Below are 24,250 nucleotides of genomic sequence, written 5' to 3' on the forward strand. Positions count from 1 at the left end.
GGGTCCGCCGGTTTCCGGCCACGTTCCTGACGTGCTCCCGTGGCGTGCTTTCGGAGGGAACGTAGCAGCGGGCGCCGGGTGTGGGAAGAAGTCACGCATGAATTGCTGCGAACTTTCTCCTCTGAGTGGACAAAGAGGGGGGCGGCGGCCGACGGCACCGGACACGACGAGGCCGCCCGGCCAGGGTGCCGGACGGCCTGTGAACGCCTCCTGAACGTGCGCTGACCTCAGGATTCTCCGCGCGCGTGGTAGGAACGGCGGGTGTGTTCCGTGTGCTCGCGCATCAGCCGGGTCGCCGTCTGCTCGTCCCGCTCGGTGATGGCGGCGATCAGCCTGCGGTGCTCGATCCAGGACTGGCGTCCGCGCTGTCGGGCGATCGGGGTGTAGTACCAGCGGACCCGCCGGTCGACCTGCGCCGCGAGCTCGGCGAGAACGGCGTTGCCCGCCAGCTCCATCACCTTGCGGTGGAAGCCGGCGTTGAAGGCGACGGCGGCGTCCACGTCCTCGGCGGCGACGGCCCGCTCCCCCTCCTCGCACAGCTCCTCCAGCGCGGCGATGCCGGCGGTGGAGGCGTTGGCCGCGGCGAGCCGCGCCGCCTCGGCCTCCAGGAGCGTACGCACCGTCAGGAGCTGGTCCGCCTCCTCCTCGGTCGGCTCGTGCACGAAGGCGCCCTGCGCGGGGCGCAGATCGACCCAGCCCTCGGTGTTGAGCCGCTGCAGCGCCTCGCGCACCGGCTGCCTCGACACCCCGAGGTGACCGGCGAGTTCGCTCTCCACGAGGTGCTGGCCGGGCCGCAGGGCCCGGGTGGTGATGAGTTCGAGCAGCGCCTCGTAGACACGGTCCCGCAGCGGGCCCGGCCTCTCGAGCCTGGGCACCGCGCCCTGCGGCAGTCCTGCGGACAACATCAGTCCCCCCTCGACGGCCCGAACGCAATCAATAGGCAAAGTATTGATTGTCTTTCGTCTACAGTCTACGGCGCACTCGTTGGTGCGAGCGGGGTGTAGGCCACGTCACATCGAGGGGGCCGGGGTCGTCAGGGGCAGCGGACGACCTGTCCGGCGTAGGAGAGGTTGCCGCCGAAGCCGAAGAGCAGCACCGGGTCGCCGGTGGTGATCTCGCCCCGCTCCACCAGCTTGGACAGCGCGAGCGGGATGCTGGCCGCCGAGGTGTTGCCGGACTCGACGACGTCGCGGGCGACCACGGCGTTGACGGCACCGATCTTCGCGGCGAGGGGTTCGATGATGCGCAGGTTGGCCTGGTGCAGGACGACCGCGGCGAGGTCGGGCGGGGTGAGGCCGGAGCGCTCGCAGGCCTGGCGGGCGAGGGCGGGCAGCCGGGTGGTCGCCCAGCGGTAGACGCTCTGCCCCTCCTGGGCGAACCGCGGCGGCGTCCCCTCGATGCGGACGGCGTTGCCCATCTCGGGCACCGACCCCCACAGCACCGGGCCGATCCCCGCCTCCTCGCCCGGCGCGCAGCCCTCGACCACGGCGGCCCCCGCCCCGTCGCCGACCAGCACGCAGGTGGTGCGGTCGGTCCAGTCGGCCACCTCGGACATCTTGTCCGCGCCGACGACCAGCGCCCGGCTCGCGGAACCGGCGCGGACGGCGTGGTCGGCGGTGGCCAGGGCGTGGGTGAAGCCGGCGCACACCACGTTGAGGTCCAGCGCGGCGGGGCCGGGGATGCCGAGGCGGGCCGCGACGCGGGCGGCCATGTTCGGGGAGCGGTCGATGGCGGTGGAGGTGGCGACCACCACCAGGTCCACGTCGGCGGGGGTCAGCCCGGCCGCCGCGAGCGCCTTCGCGGCGGCGTGGCCGGCCAGCTCGTCGACCGGCTCGTCGGGTCCGGCGATCCGGCGCGAACGGATGCCCACGCGGCTCGTGATCCACTCGTCGCTGGTGTCGACCATGCCCGCCAGGTCCTCGTTGGTGAGGATCCGGGCGGGCTGGTAGTGGCCGACGGCGGTGATCCGGGAGCCGTGGTGCATGGGTGGAGTCCTCGCTGCCTCGGGGTACGGGATCCACCAGTGTGATCAGTGACCGACGGGTACGACGGCAGGTGATACGACAGGAAACCGGCGCACGGCTTGTCGGCTTCGGTCAGCACCTTCCGCCGCCCCCTGCGGTCCGCCCGCCGGCCCGCCCTCACCCGGTGAAGAGCTGGGTCGCCTTCCGCACGAGCTCGTACAGCCCGTAGGCGAGCGGCGCGCCCACCCAGAGCCAGGTGAAGGCGACCAGCGGCCGCCGGCCGGGCCCTTGGGCCGGCTCAGGCGGACTCTGGCTGCTGTCGGATGACATCGTTGCCCTCCTTCGGCGCGGGGACGGTGGTCGCGGGCTCGTGGTGCCGGGCGTGGACGGGACGGACGAGTTCGTTGGCGGCGAAGCCGACGACCAGCAGCCCGATCATGATGTGGAAGGAGGTGTCGTACAGGGCCGAGCCGTGCCGCCCGGCCTCCTCCTGGTGGTCGGCGATCCAGTTCACGATCAGCGGCCCGAGGACGCCGGCCAGCGACCAGGCGGTGAGCAGCCGCCCGTGGATCGCGCCGACCTGGTAGGTGCCGAAGAGGTCCTTGAGGTAGGCGGGAGCCGTGGCGAAGCCGCCGCCGTAGAAGGAGAGCACGACCAGGGCGCACAGGACGAACAGCGGCTTGGAGGAGTCGCCGAACAGGGCGATCAGGGTGTACATGAGCGCACCGACGCCGAGGTAGACGCGGTAGATGTTCTTGCGTCCGATCAGGTCGGAGGTCGAGGACCAGCCGATCCGGCCGGCCATGTTGGCCGCCGACAGCAGGGCCACGAACCCGGCCGCCGCGGTCGCCGACACCGGGGTGGAGGTGTCGGCGAAGAAGTCCGTGATCATCGGCGCGGCCTTCTCCAGGATGCCGATGCCGGCCGTGACGTTCATGCAGAGCACGATCCACAGCAGCCAGAACTGCGGGGTGCGCAGGGCGGAACGGGCCGAGACCTGGACCCCTTCGAGCGGTGCGGACCGGCCGTCCGCCCGCTGCCGGGGCCGGGGCACCCGCACCAGCAGCACGCCGAGCAGCATGAAGACGGCGTACGTCAGTCCGTGCACGAGGAAGGCGAGAGCGATCCCGGAGTTGTCGCTGCCGAAGGACTTCAGCATCTGCGCCGACCAGGGCGAGGCGATGAGGGCGCCGCCGCCGAAGCCCATGATGGCGATGCCGGTCGCCATGCCCGGCCGGTCCGGGAACCACTTGATCAGCGTGGACACGGGCGAGATGTACCCGATGCCGAGGCCGATCCCGCCGACGAAGCCGTAGCCGAGGACGATCAGCCAGTACTGCTCCACCGCGGCGCCGAGCGCGGAGAGCAGGAAACCGGAGGAGAAGCAGACCAGGGCGACGGTCATCGCCCAGCGCGGCCCGTGCCGTTCCACGAGCGTGCCGCCGAAGGCGGCCGACAGGCCGAGCATGACGATGCCGAGCTGGAAGGGCAGCGCGCTCTGCGTGCCGCTGAGGCCGAGCGCGGACTCCAGGGGCGGTTTGAACACGGACCAGGCGTAGGCCTGCCCGATGGAGAGGTGGACCGAGAGTGCGGCCGGGGGGACGAGCCAGCGGCTCCAGCCCGGGGGTGCGACGGGGGGACTCATGGGTCCCCAACCGTAGGCATCCGGAAAGCGCTTGAGAAGACCGTTGAGCACACCACTGCGGAAGCCGATCGCGCGACTACGGACCACCACCGCTGCTGCGCAAAGCCTTGCCGCCCCAACTTCCATACTGTAGACAATATTTCGTCGACATCATTGAGTCCTCTCGACCGATTTCCTCCCGGTTCCTCGGTATCCCTCGACCGAACGGAGCTCCCCCGCCATGAAAGTCGCAGTCCTCGGCGCCGGGGCGATCGGCGCCTACGTCGGCGCCGCGCTCCACCGTGCGGGCGCCGACGTGCATCTCATCGCCCGTGGACCGCATCTGGCGGCCATGAGGCAGTACGGAGTACGGGTGCGCAGCCCGCGCGGGGACTTCACCGCGCATCCGCGCGCCACCGACGACCCGGCCGAAGTCGGCCCGGTCGACTACGTGTTCCTGGGGCTCAAGGCCAACTCGTACGCGGCGTGCGGGCCGCTGATCGAGCCGCTGCTGCACGACACCACAGCGGTGGTGGCCGCCCAGAACGGCATTCCCTGGTGGTACTTCCACCGGCACGGCGGCCCCTGGGACGGCCGCCGTCTGGAGAGCGTGGACCCGGCCGGCGCGGTCAGTGCGGTGCTCGCGCCCGAACGGGCCGTCGGCTGCGTCGTGTACGCGGCCACCGAACTGGAACAGCCGGGCGTCGTACGGCACGTGGAAGGCACCCGGTTCTCGATCGGCGAGCCCGGCCGGGAGGTCTCGCCGCGGTGCCTGGCGCTCAGCGAGGCGATGCGGGCGGGCGGACTGAAGTGCCCGGTCGAGCCGGACCTGCGCAACGACATCTGGCTCAAGCTGCTGGGCAACATCTCCTTCAACCCGATCAGCGCCCTGGTCCGGGCCACCATGCGGCAGATGTGCCGGCACGGCGGCACCCGGGAGGTCATCGAGACCATGATGACCGAGACGCTGGCGGTCGCCCGGGCTTTGGGCTGCGAGGTCGGCGTCTCCATCGAGCGCCGGCTCGCGGGCGCCGAGAAGGTCGGCGACCACCGCACCTCCACGCTCCAGGACCTGGAGCGCGGCAAACCGCTCGAACTCGACGTCCTGCTCGCGGCCGTCGTCGAACTGGCGGAGATCACCGGGGTCCCGGTGCCCACCCTGCGCACCGTGCACGCCCTGTCGGACCTGCTCGCGCTGAGGAGCGCCGCATGACGAAACGCGACCGAACCCCCAAGACCTACACCCGCCTCACCCACCCCCTGGTCCGGGACTCGCGCGAGGAGCCCCTGCGCCGGGCCACCTGGGAGGAGGCCCTGGACCGCACGGCCCGGGGCCTGGGGGCGGCGCGCGGCGCGTTCGGGATGTTCTCCTGCGCACGGGCGACCAACGAGATGAACTACGTGGCGCAGAAGTTCGCCCGCGTGGTCATGGGCACCCACAACGTCGACTCCTGCAACCGCACCTGCCACGCGCCGAGCGTGGCGGGCCTGTCGGCCGCCTTCGGCTCGGGCGGCGGCACCTCCTCCTACGAGGAGGTCGAGCACACCGACGTCATCGTGATGTGGGGCTCCAACGCCCGCTTCGCGCACCCGATCTTCTTCCAGCACGTGCTGAAGGGCATCCGGGGCGGCGCCCGCATGTACGCGGTCGACCCGCGCCGCACCTCCACCGCCGAGTGGGCGGAGGGCTGGCTCGGGCCGAACGTCGGCACGGACATCCCGCTGGCGCACGCGGTCGGCCGCGAGATCATCCACGCGGGCCTGGCCAACGAGGCCTTCATCGAACGCGCGACGACGGGCTACGAGGACTACAAGGCCCTGGTCGAACCCTGGACCCTCTCGCTGGCCGAGAAGGTGACGGGCGTACCGGCCGCCGCCATCCGCGAACTGGCGCACGCCTACGCCCGCGCCGAACGCGCCCAGCTGTGCTGGACCCTCGGCATCACCGAGCACCACAACGGGACGGACAACGTCCGCGCCCTGATCAACCTCTCCCTGCTCACCGGCCACGTCGGCCGCTACGGCTCCGGTCTCCAGCCCCTGCGCGGCCAGAACAACGTGCAGGGCGGCGGCGACATGGGCGCCATCCCCAACCGGCTCCCCGGCTTCCAGGACGTGCTCGACCCGGAGGTCCGCCGGAAGTTCGAGACGGCGTGGGACACGGTGGTCGAGCCGCGCCACGGCCTCACCCTGACCGAGATGTTCGAGGCCATGGACGAGGGCACGCTCCGCGCCGTCTACTGCATCGGCGAGAACCCGGCCCAGTCGGAGGCGGACGCCGAACAGGCGATACGCCGCCTGCGCGCCCTGGACTTCCTGGTGGTCCAGGACATCTTCCTCACGAAGACCGCGGAACTGGCCGACGTGGTCCTCCCGGCGACGGCCGGCTGGGCGGAGACCGAGGGCACCACCACCAACAGCGAGCGACGCGTCCAACGCGTCCGCAGGGCGGTCAGCCCGCCGGGGCAGGCCCGTGAGGACATCGACATCCTCTGCGACCTCGCCGCCCGCCTCGGACACGACTGGAAGTACGCCGACGCGGAGGCGGTCTGGAACGAGCTGCGCTCCCTGTCCCCGGACCACCACGGGATGACGTACGCCCGCCTGGAGGAGCTCCAGGGCATCCAGTGGCCGTGCCCGAGCACCGAGGAGCTGGAACCGACCTATCTGCACGGCAGGCTGTGGGCGCCGGACCCGGCCGACCGCGGCCGCCGCGCCCCCTTCGGCATCGTCCGGCACGACCCGCCCGTGGACCTCACCGACGAGCAGTATCCGATCCGCCTGACCACGGGACGCCGTCTCGACTCCTACAACACCGGGGTGCAGAGCGGCGGTTACGCCTCTCCCCTGCGCCGCGGCGAGTCCGTCGAGCTCTGCCCGGAGGACGCCGAACGCTACGGGGTCGTGGTCGGCGAGGAGGTCCGGGTCACCTCCCGGCGCGGTTCGCTCCTCGCGCCCGTCTGGGTCGACACGGCCCTGCGCCCCGGGCTGGCCTTCATGAGCTTCCACTTTCCCGACGAGGTGGACACCAACCAGCTGACCATCGAGGCCAACTGCCCGATCGCCGGGACGGCGGAGTTCAAGGCCTCGGCGATCCGGATCGAGAAGGTGAGCGCCAGTGGACCTGCGCTTCGGTGACAGCAAACCCACGGACGAGGAACGCGCGGCCGTCGACGCCCTGCTCGGCCCGCCCGAGTCCTCCTGGGAGGGCGCGGACCGCTCCGACGCGGACCTCAGATGGGCTCGCGGCGGCCGGGAGGCCCGGGACCGCCGCGACCAGCTCCTGCCCGCCCTGCACGCCCTCAACGACCGCGTCGGCTGGATCAGCGAGGGCGCCCTGGACTACGTGTGCCGCCGCCTGACCGTCCCCCCGGCGGAGGCGTACGGGGTGGCCACCTTCTACGCCATGTTCTCGGTCCGTCCCCGCCCGGCGACCGTCCTGCACGTCTGCGCGGACCTGGCGTGCACGGCGGCGGGGGCCCCCGCCCTGTGCGCGGACATCGAGTCCCGCCTGGGCCCGGAGAGTGGCGTCCACGTCGAACGCAGCCCCTGTTTGGGCCTGTGCGAACGAGCCCCGGCGACACTGACCGTACGCGCCGGGGTTGCTTCAGCCCGTCTGGGGGCACCCCCTCTGGGGGAGTTCGAGGACGAGGCCGTCCAGGCCGACAGGGGGTCCGGGGGCGCGGCCCCCGGGGTCGGGAACGGAGAGGGGCGGCGGGGGCGAAACACCCTCCACACGACGGCCGTCTGCGCCCCCGCGACCCCGGCCACCGCCGTCGCCGCGGCTACCACCCCCGAATCGGCCCCCGCCGAACCCACCCCGGAGGCCGCCGTCCCCCAGGCCGGCACCCCCACGCTCACCCTCCTCCACCGCATCGGCACGGTCGACCCCGCCTCCCTCGACGACTACCGCGCCCACGGCGGCTACACCGCCCTGCGCCGCGCCTTCGCCCTCGGCCCCGCCGGTGTCATCCGCGAGGTCACCGACTCCGGCCTGCTCGGCCGCGGCGGCGCCGCCTTCCCCACCGGACGCAAGTGGCAGGCCACGGCCGCCCAGCCCGACCACCCCCACTACCTCGTCTGCAACGCCGACGAATCGGAGCCGGGCACCTTCAAGGACCGCGTCCTCATGGAGGGCGACCCGTACGCACTGGTCGAGGCGATGACGATCGCCGGGTACGCCACCGGCGCGCACAAGGGCTATCTCTACCTCCGCGGCGAGTACCCGCGCGCCCTCGCCCGTCTCACCCACGCGATCACGCAGGCCCGCACCCGCGGCCTGCTCGGCGACGACGTCCTCGGGCAGGGCTACGCCTTCGACATCGAGATCCGGCGGGGCGCGGGCGCGTACATCTGCGGCGAGGAGACGGCCCTGTTCAACTCCATCGAGGGCTACCGGGGCGAGCCGCGCTCCAAGCCGCCGTTCCCGGTGGAGAAGGGCCTGTTCGGCAAGCCCACCGTGGAGAACAACGTCGAGACCCTGGTCAACGTGCTGCCGATCCTCACCCTGGGTGCTCCGGCGTACGCGGCGATCGGCACGGGCACGTCCACCGGCCCGAAGCTGTTCTGCGTCTCGGGCAGCGTGGCCCGCCCCGGCGTCTACGAACTCCCCTTCGGCGCCACGCTCGGCGAGCTGCTCACCCTCGCCGGGGTCCGCGAGGGCCTCCGCGCGGTCCTGCTCGGCGGTGCCGCCGGCGGCTTCGTCCGCCCCGACGAACTGGACATCCCGCTCACCTTCGAAGGCACCCGCGAGGCGGGCACGACCCTGGGCTCCGGCGTCGTCATGGCCTTCGACGACACCGTCCCGCTCCCCCGCCTCCTGCTGCGGATCGCCGAGTTCTTCCGCGACGAGTCGTGCGGTCAGTGCGTGCCGTGCCGGGTCGGCACCGTGCGCCAGGAGGAGGCGCTGCACCGGATCGTCGACCGAACGGGTGCCGACGCCGCCGTGGACATCACCCTCCTGCGCGAGGTCGGCCGCGCGATGCGGGACGCCTCGATCTGCGGTCTGGGGCAGACCGCGTGGAACGCCGTGGAATCCGCCATCGACCGTCTGGGGGCGTACGAATGACCGCGATACCGCTCGGAGTGCCGCGCCGCCTGGTGGAGTTCACCCTCGACGGGCAGGAGGCCAGGGTCCCGGAGGGGTCGACGATCCTCGACGCCTGCCGGGCCGCCGGGAAGGACGTGCCGACGCTGTGCGAGGGCGACACGCTCACCCCGAAGAACGCCTGCCGGGTCTGCGTGGTGGACGTGGAGGGCGCCAGGACCCTCGCGCCGGCCTGCTCGCGCAAGGCGGAGCCCGGCATGGTGGTGCGCACGGACACCGAGCGCGCCCGGCACAGCCGCAAGGTGGTGCTCGAACTGCTCGCCTCCTCGGTCGACCTCTCCACGACCCCCTCGGTCGCGCAGTGGATCAAGGAGTACGAGGCGAAGCCCGACCGCTTCGGCCCGAACGCGGCCCGCGTCGACGAGGAACCGCGCGTCGACAACGACCTCTACGTCCGCGACTACGGCAAATGCATCCTCTGCTACAAGTGCGTGGACGCCTGCGGCGACCAGTGGCAGAACAGCTTCGCCATCTCCGTCTCCGGCCGCGGCTTCGACGCCCGGATCTCGGTCGAGCACGACGGCCCGCTGACCGACTCGGCGTGCGTGTACTGCGGCAACTGCATCGAGGTGTGCCCCACCGGAGCCCTGTCCTTCAAGTCCGAGTTCGACATGCGGGCGGCGGGCACCTGGGACGAGGAGCGGCAGACCGAGACGACGACCGTGTGCGCGTACTGCGGTGTGGGCTGCAATCTCACGCTGCACGTGCAGGACAATGAGATCGTGAAGGTCACCTCTCCGCACGACAACCCGGTGACCCACGGCAACCTGTGCATCAAGGGCCGCTTCGGCTACCAGCACGTACAGAACCGGGACTGACCGGCACACCGACCGGCGCAAGGGGCACGAACATGGGACGCGTCACGGAACGACGCAAGGTCATCCGCATCAGGGACGGGGCGGTCTCCACCCGCCCGGACACGCTCGTCGCCGAGGAACCCCTGGAGATCCGGCTCAACGGCAAGCCCCTCGCCATCACCATGCGCACCCCGGGCGACGACTTCGCGCTGGCGGCGGGTTTCCTGGTCAGCGAGGGGGTGCTCGCCGAACGGTCCGACCTCCAGAACATCGTGTACTGCGCGGGCGCCACCGGTGGGGGAGGCTCCAACACCTACAACGTCGTCGACGTACGGACGGCCCCCGGCGTGCGCGTCCCGGACATCACCCTGGAGCGGAACGTCTACACCACCTCGTCCTGCGGGCTGTGCGGCAAGGCGAGCCTGGACGCGGTGCGTACGACGGCCCGCTGGCCCATCGCCGACACTCCCCCGGTCCGCGTCACCCCGGAACTGCTGGCGGACCTGCCCGACCGGCTGCGCGCGTCCCAGCGGGTCTTCGACCGGACCGGCGGGCTGCACGCGGCGGCGCTGTTCACCGAGGACGGCGAACTGGTGGACGTACGGGAGGACGTGGGCCGGCACAACGCGGTCGACAAGCTGGTCGGGCGTGCCGTGCAGAACGGGGACCTGCCGCTGTCGCGGTCCGTGCTGCTGGTGTCGGGCCGGGCCTCGTTCGAGCTGGCGCAGAAGGCCGTGATGGCGGGCATCCCGGTGCTGGCCGCGGTGTCGGCGCCGTCCTCGCTGGCCGTGGACCTGGCCGCCGAGACCGGACTGACCCTGGTGGGCTTCCTGCGCGGCAGCTCCATGAACGTGTACGCGGGAGAGGACCGGGTCGCCCTGCGGGCCGCGGCCGCCCAGGGCTGACCTCCCTTCCCCGCGTCACGGCGGCGGGGCCCCTGCCGGCGAGGAGCGCCCCCTGCGCCCCGGGGGCCCCGCCTCAACCGCGCCGGCCGTCCGCGCCGGCGTCCGGGGCTCACGTCCGGGGCGCACGTCCGCGTCAGACCTCGGCCTCCGTACCGGCGATCCGCCGGACCAGGTCCGTCAGCCGCGCCCGCTCGTCCTCGGTGAGCGGGGCGAGCAGTTCGTCGTCGGCCGCGCACGCCGCCGCCTCGCAGCGCGCCGGGACCCGGCCGCCCTCCTCCCGCTCGCGGCGGCCGCGACCCCTGACAGAGCCCGACCCGCTCCCGCCCCGACACGCGGGAACCGGCGCGGTCCCCGCGGACACGGGACGCCTCTTGTACTCATGTCCGGACGAAGGACCCCCTCCCACCAGCCGCCCGAAGGGCAGACCGCGCCATGCCGCCACGACCTCCCCGCCCCCTCCGGCTCGCCCTGGCCGCCTCGTGCGCGCTGGCCCTGTCCCCTCCCCCGGCGCACGCGCGACCCGTCGACCGCGCACCCGCGTTCGAGGAGCAGGTGCTCTTCGACGCGGCCCGCGACCCCGGCGGATACGCCTGCTTCCGCATCCCGGCGATCGTGCGCACCACGAACGGCACCCTGCTCGCCTTCGCCGAGGGCCGCGTCCTCGACTGCGGGGACGCCGGCGACATCGACGTCGTCCTCAAGCGCTCCACCGACGGCGGACGGACCTGGGGCCCGCTCCAGGTCGTCAACGACGGCGGCGGCGACACCCACGGCAACCCGGCCCCGGTCGTCGACCGTGCCACCGGCCGCGTCCTCCTGCTGGAGACGTACAACGCGGGGCGCACCGACGCCGCCAACTGCGCGGTGCCCTGTGCCCGCACCCCGCACCTCCAGCACAGCGACGACGACGGCCGCACCTGGTCGGTGCCCCGCGACCTGAGTGCCGAGATCCTGCCGCCCGACTGGAACTCCTGGTACGCCACCGGCCCCGTGCACGGCGTCCAGCTCACCGGCGGCGCCCACCCCGGCCGGCTCGTCGTCGGCGTCAACGCCGAGACCTGGGACGGCGAACAAGTCACCGCCCACCACGCCGCCCTCGTGGTCAGCGACGACGGCGGCGAGCACTGGCGGACCGGCGCCACCGACACCTGGCCCGTCGCCGCCGACGGCACCTTCCGCCAGAAGCCCTCCGAACTGACCCTCACGGAGCGCGCCGACGGCGCGCTCCTGGTCAGTGGCCGTGAGGAGAACGGCACCGACCTCGGCCACCGCACCCAGGCCCTCAGCCGCGACGGCGGCGACACCTTCGCCGCGCCCTTCCAGGCCCTGCCCGACCTCTACGCCCCGCAGGTGCAGGGCGCGGTACTGCGCCTGGGCGAGCGCACCCTGCTGTCCGTACCGGCCGACCCCGACCGCCGCCGGAGCATGACGGTCCGCTCGTCCTGGGACGGCGGCGCGACCTGGGACGGCGTGGACCGCGGCACGCTCGTCACCCGGGACTGGTCGGGCTACTCGGACCTGGTGGCCGCCGACGACGACACCGTCGGCCTGCTGTACGAGGGCGGGACGTCCGACGCCCGCGACGAGATCCGCTTCGCCCGCTTCACCGAGGACTGGCTCGGGCCGCGCCGGCCCGCCGGCCCGACCACTTCCGACCTGGCGTCCGGTGCGCTGCCCGGGGTCGTGCTCGGCGGCGCCGGGACGACGGACGGCGCGGTGGGCGGCGCGCTCGCGTTCGACGGCGCCGACGACGCCGTACGACTGCCCTTCGACGGGCGGCAGGCGCTCGGGGAGGGGGACTTCACGGCGTCGCTGAGGTTCCGGTACTCGGCGGCCGACGGGGAGCAGCCGCTGCTGTGGATGGGCGGCATCGGCACGACGCAGCCCCAGGTGTGGCTGCGCGCCGAGCCGGGCAACGGGCGGGTGCAGGGCCTGATCACCGCGCGGGACGGCGCGGCGGCCCCGCGAGCGGCGTGGGTGCGCACCGACGGGGCCCTCAACGACGGGCGGTGGCACCGTCTGTCGCTGCGCCGCGGCGGGGGCCGGCTCACGCTGTTCGTGGACGGCACGGCGAGGGCGGACGCGGCGGACGTGCCGGGTTCGGTCAGCCGGAACTCGCCCTTCGGGGTGCACGTCGGCGAGCGGATGGACGGCCGGGCCCGCTTCACCGGCGCCGTCGACGACGTACACGTGTGGAACCGGGCCCTGACGGACGCGGAGATCGCCGCGGACGATCCGCCCGCCGCCACCGGCGACACCGTCCTGCACCTGCCCCTGGACCGGGTGGACTCGGCGGGCACGGGCGGCTGACCGTCGCCGCGCGGGTGCCCCGGGGCCTCAGCCCAAGCGGCCGCCGGCGCCGATCGCGGTGCGTGCCGGGGCGGCCTCCTCCTCGTGCGCGAGCGCCTCCGGGTCGCGCGAGCGCCGCTTGGCGATCACCGCGCACACCATCAGCTGCATCTGGTGGAAGAGCATCAGCGGCAGGACCGCCAGGGACGCCTGGGCGCCGAACAGGACGCTCGCCATGGGCAGTCCGGCGGCGAGCGACTTCTTGGACCCGGCGAACTGGATCGCGATCCGGTCCGCCCGCCCGAAGCCGAGGCCCTTCGCCCCGTACCAGGTCAGGAACAGCATCACGGCCAGCAGTACCGCCTGGACGGCCAGCAGCCCGGCCAGCCGCACCGGGCTCACCTGGTGCCAGATGCCCCGGACCATGCCCTCGCTGAACGCCGTGTAGACGACCAGGAGGATCGAGCCGCGGTCGACGAGCCCGAGCACCTTCTTGTGCCGGGCGACGAAGCCCCCGATCCACCGGCGCAGCAGTTGCCCGGCCACGAAGGGCACCAGCAGTTGCAGCACGATCTCCACCACCGAGTCGGCGGAGAACCCGCCGCCGCTGCCGCCCAGCAGGGCGGCGGCCAGCAGCGGTGTGACGACGATGCCGACCAGAGAGGAGAAGGACCCGGCGCAGATGGCGGCGGGCACGTTGCCGCGGGCGATGGAGGTGAAGGCGATCGAGGACTGGACGGTCGACGGGACCAGGGTGAGGAAGAGCAGGCCCTGGTAGAGGGGGTCGGTCAGGAAGACCGGGACCAGTCCGCGCGACGCGAGTCCGAGCAGCGGGAAGACCACGAAGGTGCAGGCCAGCACGGTGACGTGGAGGCGCCAGTGCCGTACGCCGTCCATCGCCTCACGGGTGGACAGGCGGGCGCCGTAGAGGAAGAAGAGGAACGCGATCGCGCCGGTCGAGGCGCCGGAGGCGACGTCCGCGCCGGTGCCGCGGGCCGGCAGCAGCGCCGCGAGGCCCACCGTGCCGAGCAGCAGCAGGATGTACGGGTCGATCGGCATCCAACGCGGCCAACGCAGGCGTTTCACGGTGCTCCACTTGCTCGCTGCTCACTCGTTCTGCTCGTTCGGCGGGGTCACGGGTCCCCGCTCCATCCTGCTCCCCCACCCGGCGATCGGGAATCCGGTATACCGCTCTGACTGTCATCACGATCACCGATGACCGCGCTAGTCTGGCGGACATGTACGACCCCTCCCACCTGCGTACCTTCCTGTCGGTGGCCCAGACGCTGAGCTTCACGCAGGCCGCCCGGCGGCTCGGGCTGCGTCAGTCGACGGTGAGCCAGCACGTGCGGCGCCTGGAGGACGCCACCGGACGGCAGCTGTTCAGCCGGGACACGCACTCCGTGGAGCTGACGGAGGACGGGGAGGCGATGCTCGGGTTCGCGCGCCGGATCCTGGAGGTGCACGAGCAGGCGACGGCCTTCTTCACGGGCACCCGGCTGCGCGGACGCCTGCGGTTCGGCGCGTCCGAGGACTTCGTGCTCACCCGGCTGCCGGAGATCTTGGAGGGCTTCCGGCACGACCACCCCGAGGTGGACCTGGAGCTGACCGTGGAGCTGTCGGGGACGCTGCACGAGCAGCTGGCGGCCGGGAAGCTGGATCTGGTGCTGGCCAAGCGGCGGCCCGAGGACCCGCGGGGCGAGCCGGTGTGGAGCGACCGGCTGGTGTGGATCGGCGCGCCGCGGCTGCGCCTGGAACCGGACCGGCCGGTGCCGCTCATCGTCTACCCGCCGCCGGGCATCACCCGCGCACTGGCTCTGGACGCCCTGCAACGCCAGGGCCGGGCCTGGCACGTCGCGTGCACCAGCGGGAGCCTGAACGGCCTGATCGCCGCCGCCCGGGCGGGCCTGGGGGTGATGGCGCACTCCCGCGGCCTCGTCCCGCCCGGGCTGGTGCGGGTGCCGGACCGGGCCGGACTGCCCGAGCTGGGCCGAGTCGACTTCGTGCTGGTGCACGGTCGTCGCCGCCCCTCGGCCCAGGGCGCCGCGGACGCGCTGGCGGCGGCGGTCCTGGCGGGCGGCGACCGGCTGCACCGCCTCAGCGCACGGGACTCGGATAGGTGAGCTGCTTGACCCGGCGCAGGAAGGGCGAGGCCTCCACGTGCTGGACGCCCTCCAGGCGGCCGAGCGGGCCGCTGAGGTAGGCGTAGAGCTCGGCGGTGTCGCGCACGACCGCGGTGGCGACGATGTTGGACGGGCCCGCGGTGGCGGCGGCGTGGGCGATCTCCTCGTGAGCGGCGAGGGCCTCGCCGACCCGGTGCAGCGCGGCCGGGCTGGTGGTGAGCCACAGCACGGCGGCGGTCGGATAGCCGAGGATCTCCGAGTGGTACTCCACGTCGATGTACACGGCGCCGGAGCCGAGCAGCGCGGCCAGCCGGCGCTTGACCGCGGACTCGGAGCGGCCGGTGGCGCGCTGGAGTTCGGGGTGTCCGGCGCGCCCGTCGCGCTCCAGGACGTCGAGCAGCGGCTCGTCCTCGGGTTCGATGCGGGCCGGACCCGCGGGGCGCGGCGAGGTCTCCGGCCGCAGCGCCGCGACCTGGTCGTCGTCGAGGACGCGGAACTTGCGGAGCCAGCCCCTGGGTCCGCCGTAGAAGCGGTGCAGGATCTGGTGGGCGTGGATCTCCAGGACGCGCGGGGTGCGCGGCAGCTTGCCGAGGAGCAGGTCGTCCCGGTCGCCGGGACTGCGCGGCCGGGTGCCGAAGATGATCTCCGTGCCGCCCGCGGCCAGCCCGATCCAGCTGGTGTCGGGCCGCTTGGCGAGGGCGTCGGCGATGGCCGGTGCGCTGTCGGGGACGCAGCGCAGCCGCAGCGTCCAGTGGTCCTGGCCGAGCCGCTCGGCGTCCCGGACGGCGACCACCCGCAGCCCGCCCTCGGCGCACAGCCTGCGGTAGCGGCGGGCGACGGTCTGGTCGGAGACGCCGAGTACCGCCCCGATGCGGCTGAAGGAGGCGCGGCCGTTCACCTCCAGCGCGTCCAGCACGCGCAGGTCGAGTTCGTCGAAGCTGTCGGATTCCATCCGCAACGCAGGCTCTCCCATCGGATTCCGTCACGCGAGCGCCGTTGACGGGGCCAATCTGCCGGTGTCGAGTCATCGTACGGAGACACACGCACTCGTAGCACACAGGAAGAAGAGGGAACATGCGTACATGGGGGCCGCTCACGGCGGTGTGCCTGGGGACGTTCATGCTGCTGCTGGACGTGACCATCGCGGTCGTCGCGCTGCCGGACATGGCCAGGGGACTGCACGCGTCGCTGAGCGATCTGCAATGGGTGATGGACGGCTACGCGCTGGCGCTGGCCGCGCTGCTGCTGGGGCTGGGTGCCGCGGCCGACGTCCTGGGACGGCGCCGGGTGCACGTGGCGGGCGTGGTGCTGTTCGCGGTGGCGTCGCTGCTGTGCGGGCTGGCCACCGGGCCGGGGATGCTGGTCGCCGCGCGCGGGTTGCAGGGGCTGGGCGCGGCGGCGATGTTCGCCACCACGCTGCCGCTGCTCGGCTCGGTCTACCAGGGGCGCCGGCGCTCGATGGCGCTCGGGGTGTGGGGCGCGGTCAGCGGGGCGGCGGCGGCCGTGGGACCCGTGCTGGGCGGACTGCTCACCGACGGTCCGGGCTGGCGCTGGATCTTCTGGGTGAACCTGCCGGTGAGCGTGGCGGCGGTCTGGCTGACGCTGCGCGTGGTGCCGGAGTCCCGCGGGGCGGCCGGACGCCGCGTGGACTGGGCGGGTACGGCCCTGTTCGCGGCCTTCGCCGGGGCGCTGACGTACGGGGCGGTGCGGGCCGGGTCGCACGGCTGGACGGAGGGCGGCACGCTCGTCTCCTTCGTGCTCGCGGCGGCGGCACTCGGCGCGTTCGTCGCCGTGGAGCGCCGGGTCGCCGATCCGCTGCTCGACCCGCGGCTGTTCCTGCGGCCCGCGTTCTCGGGCGTGATGCTGGGCGGGCTGGCCTTCAACGCGGCGGCGTTCGGTGTGATGGCCTACACCTCCATCTGGCTGCAGACGCTGCTGGGGATGAGCCCGGTGCGGGGCGGGCTGGTGTTCGTCTGGCTGTCGCTGGCCTCGTTCCTGGTGGCCGCGGCGGGCGGGCGGCTGCTGCACGGCGTGCCGGCGCGGCTGACCATCGGGGGCGGGCTGCTGCTGATCGCGGCGGGCCAGTTCTGCATGGCCTTCCTGGACGCGGGCTCCACCGCGTCCGCCCTGGTGCCGGGGCTCCTGCTGGTGGGGGTCGGGACGGGTCTGGTGTCGCCCGGCATCGCGGGCGCGGCACTCGCCGCGGTCCCGGCGGAGCGGTCCGGCATGGCCGGGGGCGCGGTCAACACCTTCCGGCAGCTCGGGTACGCGCTCGGCATCGCCGTGTTCGGCACGGTGCTGACCTCGCGGATGCAGGAGACGCTGCCCCACGACGCGGCGCACGGTCTGGCGGGCGGTGCGGCATCGGCCCTGCGCGGAGTGTTCGGCGAGCACGCGCTGCGGACCGCGTTCGCCTCCGGACTGAACGCGGCGGCGGTGGCCGCGGGCGCGGTCGCGGCGGTCGCCGGGGTGCTGGTGCTCATCCTGGTGCGGGCCGATCGGGGCGGCCGGGACGCCGGTGTGACGCGATCCGCGCCGCCCGCGCTGGAAGAGGAGGAGACCGCTCCGGCCACCCCGTACCGGCGGTAAGCGGGTCGTACAGATTCGGTGGAGATAAGGGCACCGAACCTTGCTCATCCCTCGCTCATCCCTCGGGAAACTGTCCGACCCTTCCCCATGTGAGCGCATTTCCTCTCGCTGACCAGCGCGAATCTGAGCCCTGTTCGATTTTGGCGCCCCTCCCGTCCCCGCGCCGGGTGGGGTAGCTTTCACCGCGCTGTGCGGGGGCGTCATCGGAAAGCGGGGATCGGGGTTTGCGCGAGTTCAGCAGTCCTCCGTTGACGTCGGCACCACCGGTGGGCGGTCTGGCCGACGTCGTCTTCGACCATGCCCAGAAGGATCCGCGGCACATCGCACTCGGCCGCAAGGACGAGGCCGGGCAGTGGCGGGACGTCACCGCCGGCGCCTTCCGCGACGAGGTGCTGGCCCTGGCCAAGGGGCTGCTGGCCCAGGGCATCCGCTTCGGCGACCGGGTCGCCATCATGTCCCGCACCCGCTACGAGTGGACCCTCTTCGACTTCGCCCTGTGGACGATCGGCGCCCAGGTGGTGCCCGTCTACCCGACCTCCTCGGCCGAGCAGTGCATGTGGATGCTCCACGACGCCGAGGTGACGGCCGCGGTCGTGGAGCACGAGGACCACGCGATGACGATCGCCACCGTCATCGACCGGCTGCCGCGCCTGCGCGGCCTGTGGCAGCTGGACTCCGGCGCCGTGCAGGAGCTGTACGACGCGGGCGCGCACCTCGACGACGAGGTGGTCCACCGGCACCGCAAGGCGGTCACCCCGGAGTCGGTGGCCACCGTGATCTACACCTCCGGCACCACCGGGCGCCCCAAGGGCTGCGTCCTGACCCACGGCAACTTCATGTACGAGGCGGACACCGTCATCGCCCGCTGGGAGCCGGTGTTCCACTCCAAGCGGGGCGACGAGGCGGCGACCCTGCTGTTCCTGCCGCTGGCGCACGTCTTCGGACGGATGGTGGAGGTCGCGGCGATCCGCGGCCGGGTCCGCTTCGGCCACCAGCCGCAGCTCAACGCCGCGGCCCTCCTGCCCGACCTGGCCGCCTTCCGGCCGACCTTCGTCCTGGCGGTGCCGTACATCTTCGAGAAGGTGTTCAACGCGGCCCGGCGCAAGGCCGAGAAGGAGGGGAAGGCAGGTCCTTTCGAGAAGGCCGTCGAGGTGGCCGTGAGGTACGCGGAGGCGGTGGAGGCGAAGGCCTGGGGCACCGGGCCCGGCCCGTCGGCGGGGCTGCGGATGCAGCACCAGCTCTTCGACAAGCTCGTCTACACCAAGGTGCGCGCCGCGATGGGCGGACGCATCCGCAACGCCATGTCCGGCGGCTCGGCGATGGACCGGCGCCTCGGGCTGTTCTTCGCGGGCGCGGGGGTGCAGATCTACGAGGGCTACGGCCTGACCGAGTCCACCGCGGCCGCCACCGCCAACCCGCCCGAGCGCACCCGCTACGGCACCGTCGGGCAGCCCGTGCCGGGCGTCACCGTGCACCTCGCGGACGACGGCGAGATCTGGCTCAAGGGGGACAACGTCTTCGGCGGCTACCTGAACAACCCCAAGGCCACCGACGAGACCCTGCACGACGGCTGGCTGGCCACCGGCGACCTGGGCGCCCTGGACGAGGACGGCTACCTCACCATCACCGGGCGCAAGAAGGAGATCCTGGTGACCTCCGGCGGCAAGAGCGTCTCCCCGGGCCTCCTGGAGGAGCGGGTGCGCGACCATCCGCTGGTCAACCAGTGCATCGTCGTCGGCAACGACCGCCCCTACGTGGCCGCCCTCATCACCCTCGACCAGGAGGCGGTCGAGCACTGGCTGACGATGCGCAACAAACCGCGGATGTCCCCGGCCGACCTGGTGCACGACGCCGACCTGGAGACGGAGGTGCGGCGCGCGGTCGTCGCCGCCAACACGCTGGTGTCGCAGGCGGAGTCGATCCGCACCTTCCGCATCCTCGCCCAGCCGTTCACCGAGGAGCACGGGCTGCTGACCCCCTCGCTGAAGCTGAAGCGCAAGGCCATCGAGAACGCCTACGGCACCGAGGTCGAGGCGCTTTACACGGTGTGAGTTCCACGGTCAGGAATGCGTCGGGGCTCGTGATCGTTGATCATATGAGTACCACGTGACCACAACCGAAGGATCAAGAGCTCGTGAGCAGCAAGGTCCCCCCGATCATCCTGAACAACGGCGTCGAGATGCCCCAGCTGGGTTTCGGCGTCTGGCAGGTGCCGGACGACGAGGCGCAGACCGCCGTCGCCCAGGCTCTGGAGGCCGGGTACCGCAGCATCGACACAGCGGCGGCCTACGGCAACGAAGAGGGCACCGGCAGGGCGATCGCCGCCTCCGGCCTGGCCCGCGAGGATCTCTTCGTCACCACCAAGCTTCGGAACAGCGAGCACGGATACGACTCCACCCTCCGCGCCTTCGACGCCTCGATGGCGAAGCTCGGCCTGGAGTACCTCGACCTCTACCTGATCCACTGGCCGCTGCCGGCCAAGAAGACGTACGTCGACACCTACAAGGCGTTCGAGAAGCTGTACGCCGACGGCCGGGTGCGCGCCATCGGCGTCTCCAACTTCCTGCCGGAGCACCTGGAGCGGCTGATCGCCGAGACGTCGGTGGTCCCGGCCGTCAACCAGATCGAGCTGCACCCCCACCTCCAGCAGCACGCCGCCCGCGAGGCGCACGCCGAGCAGGGCATCGCCACCGAGGCCTGGTCCCCCCTCGGCTCCGGCAAGGGCATCCTGGACATCCCGGCGATCGTCGCGATCGCCCAGAAGCACGGGCGCACCCCGGCCCAGGTGGTGCTGCGCTGGCACCTCCAGCTGGGCAACGTGGTGATCCCCAAGTCCGTGACGCCGTCCCGGATCAAGGAGAACATCGACGTGTTCGGCTTCACCCTGGACACCGAGGACCTCGCGGCGATCAGCGCGCTGAACGAGGACCGGCGTATCGGCCCGGACCCGGCGGCCGTCAACTCCTGAGCAGTGACACCCGGGAGGGCCCGCACCGCGCCCGCGGTGCGGGCCCTCCTCTGTCCCGCCGACTCCGGCCCCGCCCTCAGGCCGGCCGGACCGCCGTGTACACGGTGTGCGCCACCAGCACGAACACGTCCCGGCGCCGGTGCACGCCCGCCTCGTCGGCGGGGTCGAGCAGCCGGTCCAGGGTGGCGAGGTCGTCGGCGTCGAGGCCGTCCCCGATCCGCTCGCGCAGCCGGGACAGCGACGTGACGACGTAGGCGCGGGCGGCGTCGGACAGGGGCGCGGGCAGGTCGAGGAGGAAGCTGCGGGTGCCGGTGTGCTTCAGTCCGGCGGCGGTCAGCATCGCGGGCCAGTCCTCGGTCTCGGCCACGGAGTCCGGCAGGTCCGCGCGCATCTCGGCGAACGCGTCCTCCTCCGCGGCGCGGATCCTGGCCTGGAGCCCGGGGCGACCGATCCCGATGTCGCGGGGCAGGAACCGGGCGGGCAGTCCGCCCTCCAGGATCGCCAGGGTGCCCCCGGGTGCGAGGTGCCCGCCGAGTGCGGCGAGGGCCCCGCGCTGGTCGGGCAGGTGGTGCAGGCTCTGGCTGGCCCACATCAGGTCGGCGGGGTAGTCCAGCTCGGACAGTGCGCCGGGCAGGTCCCCGGCGAGGGTGCCGAAGCGGTCGGCGAACCCCAGGCGCCCGGCACGCGCGCGGGCCCGCTCCAGCAGCGGTCCGGCCCCGTCGGCGGCGACGACGCGGGCGCCGGGGAAGGTCTCGGCGAACAGGCAGGAGACGACGCCGGGTCCGCTGCCCACGTCGACGACCAGTCCGGGCTCGGTCACCTCCCGGGCCAGCCAGGCCAGGGCCTGCCGGTACAGCGGCGTGTACAGCTCGGCCTGCGCCTCCAGGTGGGGGGCCATCTCGGCCCAGTCGATGTCGGCGTGGTCGTGCGTGTGCCCGTGGCCGTGCTCGTGGGCGGGGCCGTGCTCGTGGGCGGGGCCGTGGGTGTCGTGGTGATGGTGGTCGTGCGCCATGCTGGTCAGCCTCCCGTTCGCGGTGCCGCCAGAGTGCGACGACTCACCGGACGGGCGCAACAGGAGTTGCCGCTCCCGCAAAAAAGAGGAGGCCACCGGGGCCCGGCCCGCAAGGACCGGGCCCCGACGGCTCACCCGCGCGGTGTGCGCGGCCACCCGCTCACGACAGGGGCGGGTAGGCGTTCTTCATGAGCTCCTGGAACTGCGCGGAGAACCACTTCCCGGAGATGGGGGCGTCCGGGAGGGCACCGGACATGTTGTTGCCGTTGCGCGCGTTGCCGGTGTACGTCGGGTCGCACATCCGGTCGAATCCCTTGCCCTCGTCGTTCGGGATCTCCTTGCTCGCGCCGTCCGACTCGCCCGGCGGCTTCATCCACACGTAGGCGTCGATGCCGGGCTCGGGGTTGGCCTTCGGCCGTTCGCCGAGGCCCGCCCCGGACTGGTTGCACCAGTTGCCGAGGTGGATGCGGCGGTCGTACTTGCCGCCGTTGACGTACGTGTCGACGTTCGTCGTGGCGCCGGGACCGGTGGGCCGCTGGGTGCCGCCCCAGCCGTTGCGGGAGGTGTCGATCAGCATGCCGATCTTCGAGTCGAAGCCGATCGAGACCAGCTTGTCGCGCATGGCCTGGGCGTAGGACAGCTCGTCGGTGTAGCGGTTCCAGTCGACCCACTTGGACTGGCGCACGGACGTGCCGTTCACACTGTCCGTGATCTTGAAGTTGTCCTCCTTCAGCGCGCTGTAGTTGGCGGTGTTGACGATGAAGCCGTGGACGTCGCCCACGGTCGCGCCCTCGGTGGTGGCCGCCGCCTTGAACATGTCGGCCGAGGGGCCGAAGTTGTCGTCCCAGCCCAGCCAGCCGTGGTGGCCGGCGTCGATGTAGTTGTAGACGTTGCCGATGTCACCGAACTTGTTCAGGGCGTAGCCGACGCCCTTCTGGTAGTTGCCGTTGGCCTTCATCACGTCGCAGTTGGGCACGGCGGTCGGCCGGCCCGAGACGTTGGTGACGAGGTTGGGCAGCGAGTCGATCTCGACCGTGGTGACGATCCGGAGGTCCGCGTACTTCGGGTCCGAGAGGATCTCGGCGATCGGGTCGATGTACTCGGTCTTGTACCGGTCGATCTCGGTCGGGCCCAGTTCGCCGTTGGAGGCGAGGGCGGAGCAGTCGCGTCCGGGCAGGTTGTAGATGACGAGCTGGATGTACAGCTCGTCGGAGCCCTTCTGCTTCAGCGCCTCGTCGAGGTGGTCGCGCAGGCCCATGCCGCCGTTGGCCCCCTCGATCGCGGCGATCCGGTCCAGCCAGACGCCGGTGGGCTGGTTGGCGATCCGGCTGCCGCCGGCCTCGGCCGCCGCCTTCTCGGACCACTCCGGGTTCACGTATCCCTTGGCGCCGGCGTAGGGGTTGTCCACCCGGTCGGACGGACCGGTGGGATCGGTCGGGTCCGTGGGATCGGTCGGGTCCGTGGGATCGGTCGGGTCCGTGGGATCGGTCGGGTCCGTGGGGTCGGTGCCGCCGTCGACGTTGCAGGTCACACCGTTGAGGGTGAAGGTGGCCGGGACGGCGTTGCTGCCGCTGTAGGTGGCCTGGAAGCCGAAGCTCGCCGAACCGCCGGTGGACAGGGTGCCGTTGTACGACTCGTTCGCCGCGGTGACGGCGGCACCGCTCTGACTGACCTTCGCGTTCCAGCTGTTGGTGACCTTCTGACTGCCGGCGTAGGTCCATCCCAGCGACCAGTTGGACGTGGCGGCACCGTTGTTGGTGACGGTCACGGCAGCGGTGAATCCGCTTCCCCAGTCGTTCTGCACCTTGTAGTCGACGGTGCAGGCGGCGGCCGCGGCTCCGGCGCTCGCGGAGTGGGCGGCCAGTGCCGTGCCGGAGGCGCCGGCGACCAGCGTCAGGGCGGCGAGCATCGCGGTTCTGGTACGGGTCATGAGTGCGGGTTCCTTCTTTCGTGGGGGTGCTGCTGTCGTCCGGGGCCGCGCTCGCGTCGGCGCGGCCCGCTGCCGATCGGCATGGGTGTTGTCGTGATCGGAGGTCAGGAACGACCCGCGGGCGCGGTGGAACCGCCCGAGGGCTGAGCGATCCGGCACATGGGCCGGCGAGGCGTCGGACACGTAGCGGCCACGGCTGCGGCAACGGCTAAAAGTCCTGAACGCGGGGGGTGGAGCGGGGGGTGGCGCATGAGCGACTCCTTGCAGTTCGGGCGCGCCGTGACCGACGCGTCGACTGGTGGAACCGCTCCCACTGGTGCAGCGAAGGTAGCGCCAAGTGACGGTAAAGAACAGAGGAGTTACCGACTTTCTCCGCGTCGGCGCTGTCGAATCTTTTCGACTCGCCACACATCTTGACCGCACTAGGCACCCTCCCCACTATGGGAGCGCTCCCACTGGTTCAAGGCTTGTTGCTCCTCCCCCACTCCCTCCCCGAGCCGCAAGGAGGAACCAGCACCATGCACCCCGGACACAGACACAGACGCCGCACCGCGCGGCGCTGGTGGACCGCCGCGCTCGCGGCGCTCGCACTGCCCCTCACGATGCTGGGCACGGGTTCGACCCCGGCCCAGGCGGCCGCACTCCAGTGCAGCGTGGACTACAGGACCAACGACTGGGGCGCCGGCTTCACCGCGGAGCTGACGCTGACCAACCACGGCTCCGCCGCGATCGACGGCTGGACGCTGACCTACTCCTACGCGGGCAACCAGAAGCTCACGAACGGCTGGAACGGCACCTGGTCCCAGTCCGGCCGCAACGTCACCGTGAAGAACGCGTCGTACAACGCGCGGATCGCCGCCGGGGCCGCGGGACGCCGCACTGCGCGCCGCGTACCGGCGGGGCGTGCCGGTGGAGGTGCTCGCCTCCCGGACACGGCTGACG

At 72.4% G+C, this 24,250-nt stretch carries 19 protein-coding genes and 1 pseudogene; 11 read left to right on the forward strand and 9 right to left on the reverse strand.

Translation table 11 applies throughout. The features are described 5' to 3' along the window. Positions 1–227 precede the first annotated feature (227 nt). The 4 genes from IE94_RS0104245 to IE94_RS0104260 form a co-directional block, all read right to left on the reverse strand. Positions 228–905: a GntR family transcriptional regulator gene (locus IE94_RS0104245; protein WP_030178283.1), complete on the reverse strand. Its 678-nt coding sequence runs from the start codon at positions 903–905 to the stop codon at positions 228–230. A gap of 128 nt (positions 906–1,033) precedes the next feature. Next, a complete protein-coding gene (locus tag IE94_RS0104250) occupies positions 1,034–1,984 on the reverse strand; it encodes a beta-ketoacyl-ACP synthase III (protein ID WP_030178284.1) in 951 nt (316 codons plus the stop codon). A gap of 157 nt (positions 1,985–2,141) precedes the next feature. Next, positions 2,142–2,294 (reverse strand): MFS transporter small subunit, encoded by a 153-nt coding sequence (locus IE94_RS40280; RefSeq protein WP_167343939.1) that lies wholly within the window; start codon positions 2,292–2,294, stop codon positions 2,142–2,144. Then, positions 2,263–3,609: an OFA family MFS transporter gene (locus IE94_RS0104260; RefSeq protein ID WP_030178288.1), complete on the reverse strand. Its 1,347-nt coding sequence runs from the start codon at positions 3,607–3,609 to the stop codon at positions 2,263–2,265. The genes IE94_RS40280 and IE94_RS0104260 overlap by 32 nt, the downstream gene beginning before the upstream one ends. Positions 3,610–3,829: 220 nt before the next feature. Between IE94_RS0104260 and IE94_RS0104265 the strand changes: the two genes are divergently transcribed. The 5 genes from IE94_RS0104265 to fdhD are packed head-to-tail and all read left to right on the forward strand — an operon-like array spanning position 3,830 to position 10,397. Beyond that, positions 3,830–4,801 (forward strand): 2-dehydropantoate 2-reductase, encoded by a 972-nt coding sequence (locus IE94_RS0104265; RefSeq protein WP_030178290.1) that lies wholly within the window; start codon positions 3,830–3,832, stop codon positions 4,799–4,801. Next, complete coding sequence (locus IE94_RS0104270; RefSeq protein WP_030178293.1) at positions 4,798–6,726, forward strand: molybdopterin oxidoreductase family protein; 1,929 nt, start codon at positions 4,798–4,800, stop codon at positions 6,724–6,726. Before IE94_RS0104265 ends, IE94_RS0104270 begins: the two co-directional genes overlap by 4 nt. Continuing rightward, positions 6,707–8,656 carry an NAD(P)H-dependent oxidoreductase subunit E gene (locus IE94_RS0104275; RefSeq protein ID WP_030178296.1) on the forward strand — a complete coding sequence of 650 codons (1,950 nt, stop codon included), beginning with the start codon at positions 6,707–6,709 and terminating at the stop codon, positions 8,654–8,656. Before IE94_RS0104270 ends, IE94_RS0104275 begins: the two co-directional genes overlap by 20 nt. Further along, the gene (locus IE94_RS0104280; protein ID WP_030178300.1) at positions 8,653–9,513 is read left to right on the forward strand and encodes a 2Fe-2S iron-sulfur cluster-binding protein; all 861 of its coding nucleotides are present in this window, start codon (positions 8,653–8,655) and stop codon (positions 9,511–9,513) included. The genes IE94_RS0104275 and IE94_RS0104280 overlap by 4 nt, the downstream gene beginning before the upstream one ends. A gap of 32 nt (positions 9,514–9,545) precedes the next feature. Beyond that, positions 9,546–10,397 carry a formate dehydrogenase accessory sulfurtransferase FdhD gene (gene fdhD, locus IE94_RS0104285; RefSeq protein ID WP_030178303.1) on the forward strand — a complete coding sequence of 284 codons (852 nt, stop codon included), beginning with the start codon at positions 9,546–9,548 and terminating at the stop codon, positions 10,395–10,397. 133 nt (positions 10,398–10,530) lie between these two features. Here fdhD and IE94_RS35205 read toward each other — a convergent pair whose 3' ends face one another. Beyond that, entirely contained in the window at positions 10,531–10,758 is a 228-nt protein-coding gene (locus IE94_RS35205; RefSeq protein WP_051777256.1) for a hypothetical protein, read from the reverse strand. Positions 10,759–10,829: 71 nt separating this feature from the next. Between IE94_RS35205 and IE94_RS0104295 the strand changes: the two genes are divergently transcribed. After that, entirely contained in the window at positions 10,830–12,707 is a 1,878-nt protein-coding gene (locus IE94_RS0104295; protein WP_030178306.1) for an exo-alpha-sialidase, read from the forward strand. 27 nt (positions 12,708–12,734) lie between these two features. On the opposite strand, the gene IE94_RS0104300 is transcribed toward IE94_RS0104295, so the two are convergent. Then, positions 12,735–13,772 (reverse strand): bile acid:sodium symporter family protein, encoded by a 1,038-nt coding sequence (locus tag IE94_RS0104300; protein WP_063829702.1) that lies wholly within the window; start codon positions 13,770–13,772, stop codon positions 12,735–12,737. A 152-nt stretch (positions 13,773–13,924) separates the two neighbouring features. Here IE94_RS0104300 and IE94_RS0104305 point away from each other — a divergent pair, with 152 nt between their 5' ends. Continuing rightward, complete coding sequence (locus IE94_RS0104305) at positions 13,925–14,809, forward strand: LysR substrate-binding domain-containing protein (RefSeq protein ID WP_030178311.1); 885 nt, start codon at positions 13,925–13,927, stop codon at positions 14,807–14,809. On the opposite strand, the gene IE94_RS0104310 is transcribed toward IE94_RS0104305, so the two are convergent. Further along, a complete protein-coding gene (locus IE94_RS0104310) occupies positions 14,784–15,761 on the reverse strand; it encodes an Lrp/AsnC family transcriptional regulator (protein WP_245235172.1) in 978 nt (325 codons plus the stop codon). The genes IE94_RS0104305 and IE94_RS0104310 overlap by 26 nt on opposite strands. 122 nt (positions 15,762–15,883) lie before the next feature. Here IE94_RS0104310 and IE94_RS0104315 point away from each other — a divergent pair, with 122 nt between their 5' ends. The 3 genes from IE94_RS0104315 (at position 15,884) to IE94_RS0104325 (ending at position 20,366) form a co-directional block, all read left to right on the forward strand. Further along, positions 15,884–17,398, forward strand: a complete 1,515-nt coding sequence (locus tag IE94_RS0104315; protein WP_030178318.1) for an MFS transporter — start codon at positions 15,884–15,886, stop codon at positions 17,396–17,398. Between the two features lie 224 nt (positions 17,399–17,622). Further along, on the forward strand, positions 17,623–19,449 hold the full coding sequence (locus IE94_RS0104320; protein ID WP_030178321.1) for an AMP-dependent synthetase/ligase: 1,827 nt from the start codon (positions 17,623–17,625) through the stop codon (positions 19,447–19,449). Between the two features lie 83 nt (positions 19,450–19,532). Then, positions 19,533–20,366: an aldo/keto reductase gene (locus tag IE94_RS0104325; protein ID WP_030178323.1), complete on the forward strand. Its 834-nt coding sequence runs from the start codon at positions 19,533–19,535 to the stop codon at positions 20,364–20,366. A 76-nt stretch (positions 20,367–20,442) separates the two neighbouring features. On the opposite strand, the gene IE94_RS0104330 is transcribed toward IE94_RS0104325, so the two are convergent. Further along, the gene (locus IE94_RS0104330; RefSeq protein WP_030178326.1) at positions 20,443–21,378 is read right to left on the reverse strand and encodes a class I SAM-dependent methyltransferase; all 936 of its coding nucleotides are present in this window, start codon (positions 21,376–21,378) and stop codon (positions 20,443–20,445) included. A 160-nt stretch (positions 21,379–21,538) separates the two neighbouring features. Continuing rightward, positions 21,539–23,308: a glycoside hydrolase family 6 protein gene (locus IE94_RS0104335; protein WP_030178329.1), complete on the reverse strand. Its 1,770-nt coding sequence runs from the start codon at positions 23,306–23,308 to the stop codon at positions 21,539–21,541. A gap of 518 nt (positions 23,309–23,826) precedes the next feature. On the opposite strand from IE94_RS0104335, the pseudogene IE94_RS37655 reads away from it, so the two are divergent. Beyond that, positions 23,827–24,177 (forward strand): annotated as a pseudogene (locus tag IE94_RS37655) (cellulose binding domain-containing protein); the annotation flags it as partial. Between the last annotated feature and the right edge of the window lie 73 nt (positions 24,178–24,250).

The sequence above is a fragment of the Streptomyces violaceorubidus genome (assembly GCF_000717995.1).
In the GTDB taxonomy this organism is placed as follows: domain Bacteria; phylum Actinomycetota; class Actinomycetes; order Streptomycetales; family Streptomycetaceae; genus Streptomyces; species Streptomyces violaceorubidus.

Excerpts from the sequence above, each read along its gene's own strand:
- IE94_RS0104245 (WP_030178283.1), bottom strand. The coding sequence starts at position 905 with ATGTTGTCCGCAGGACTGCCGCAGGGCGCGGTGCCCAGGCTCGAGAGG.
- IE94_RS0104250 (WP_030178284.1), bottom strand. The coding sequence starts at position 1,984 with ATGCACCACGGCTCCCGGATCACCGCCGTCGGCCACTACCAGCCCGCC.
- IE94_RS40280 (WP_167343939.1), bottom strand. The coding sequence starts at position 2,294 with ATGTCATCCGACAGCAGCCAGAGTCCGCCTGAGCCGGCCCAAGGGCCC.
- IE94_RS0104260 (WP_030178288.1), bottom strand. The coding sequence starts at position 3,609 with ATGAGTCCCCCCGTCGCACCCCCGGGCTGGAGCCGCTGGCTCGTCCCC.
- IE94_RS0104265 (WP_030178290.1), top strand. The coding sequence starts at position 3,830 with ATGAAAGTCGCAGTCCTCGGCGCCGGGGCGATCGGCGCCTACGTCGGC.
- IE94_RS0104270 (WP_030178293.1), top strand. The coding sequence starts at position 4,798 with ATGACGAAACGCGACCGAACCCCCAAGACCTACACCCGCCTCACCCAC.
- IE94_RS0104280 (WP_030178300.1), top strand. The coding sequence starts at position 8,653 with ATGACCGCGATACCGCTCGGAGTGCCGCGCCGCCTGGTGGAGTTCACC.
- fdhD (WP_030178303.1), top strand. The coding sequence starts at position 9,546 with ATGGGACGCGTCACGGAACGACGCAAGGTCATCCGCATCAGGGACGGG.
- IE94_RS0104295 (WP_030178306.1), top strand. The coding sequence starts at position 10,830 with ATGCCGCCACGACCTCCCCGCCCCCTCCGGCTCGCCCTGGCCGCCTCG.
- IE94_RS0104305 (WP_030178311.1), top strand. The coding sequence starts at position 13,925 with ATGTACGACCCCTCCCACCTGCGTACCTTCCTGTCGGTGGCCCAGACG.
- IE94_RS0104310 (WP_245235172.1), bottom strand. The coding sequence starts at position 15,761 with ATGGAATCCGACAGCTTCGACGAACTCGACCTGCGCGTGCTGGACGCG.
- IE94_RS0104315 (WP_030178318.1), top strand. The coding sequence starts at position 15,884 with ATGCGTACATGGGGGCCGCTCACGGCGGTGTGCCTGGGGACGTTCATG.
- IE94_RS0104330 (WP_030178326.1), bottom strand. The coding sequence starts at position 21,378 with ATGGCGCACGACCACCATCACCACGACACCCACGGCCCCGCCCACGAG.
- IE94_RS0104335 (WP_030178329.1), bottom strand. The coding sequence starts at position 23,308 with ATGACCCGTACCAGAACCGCGATGCTCGCCGCCCTGACGCTGGTCGCC.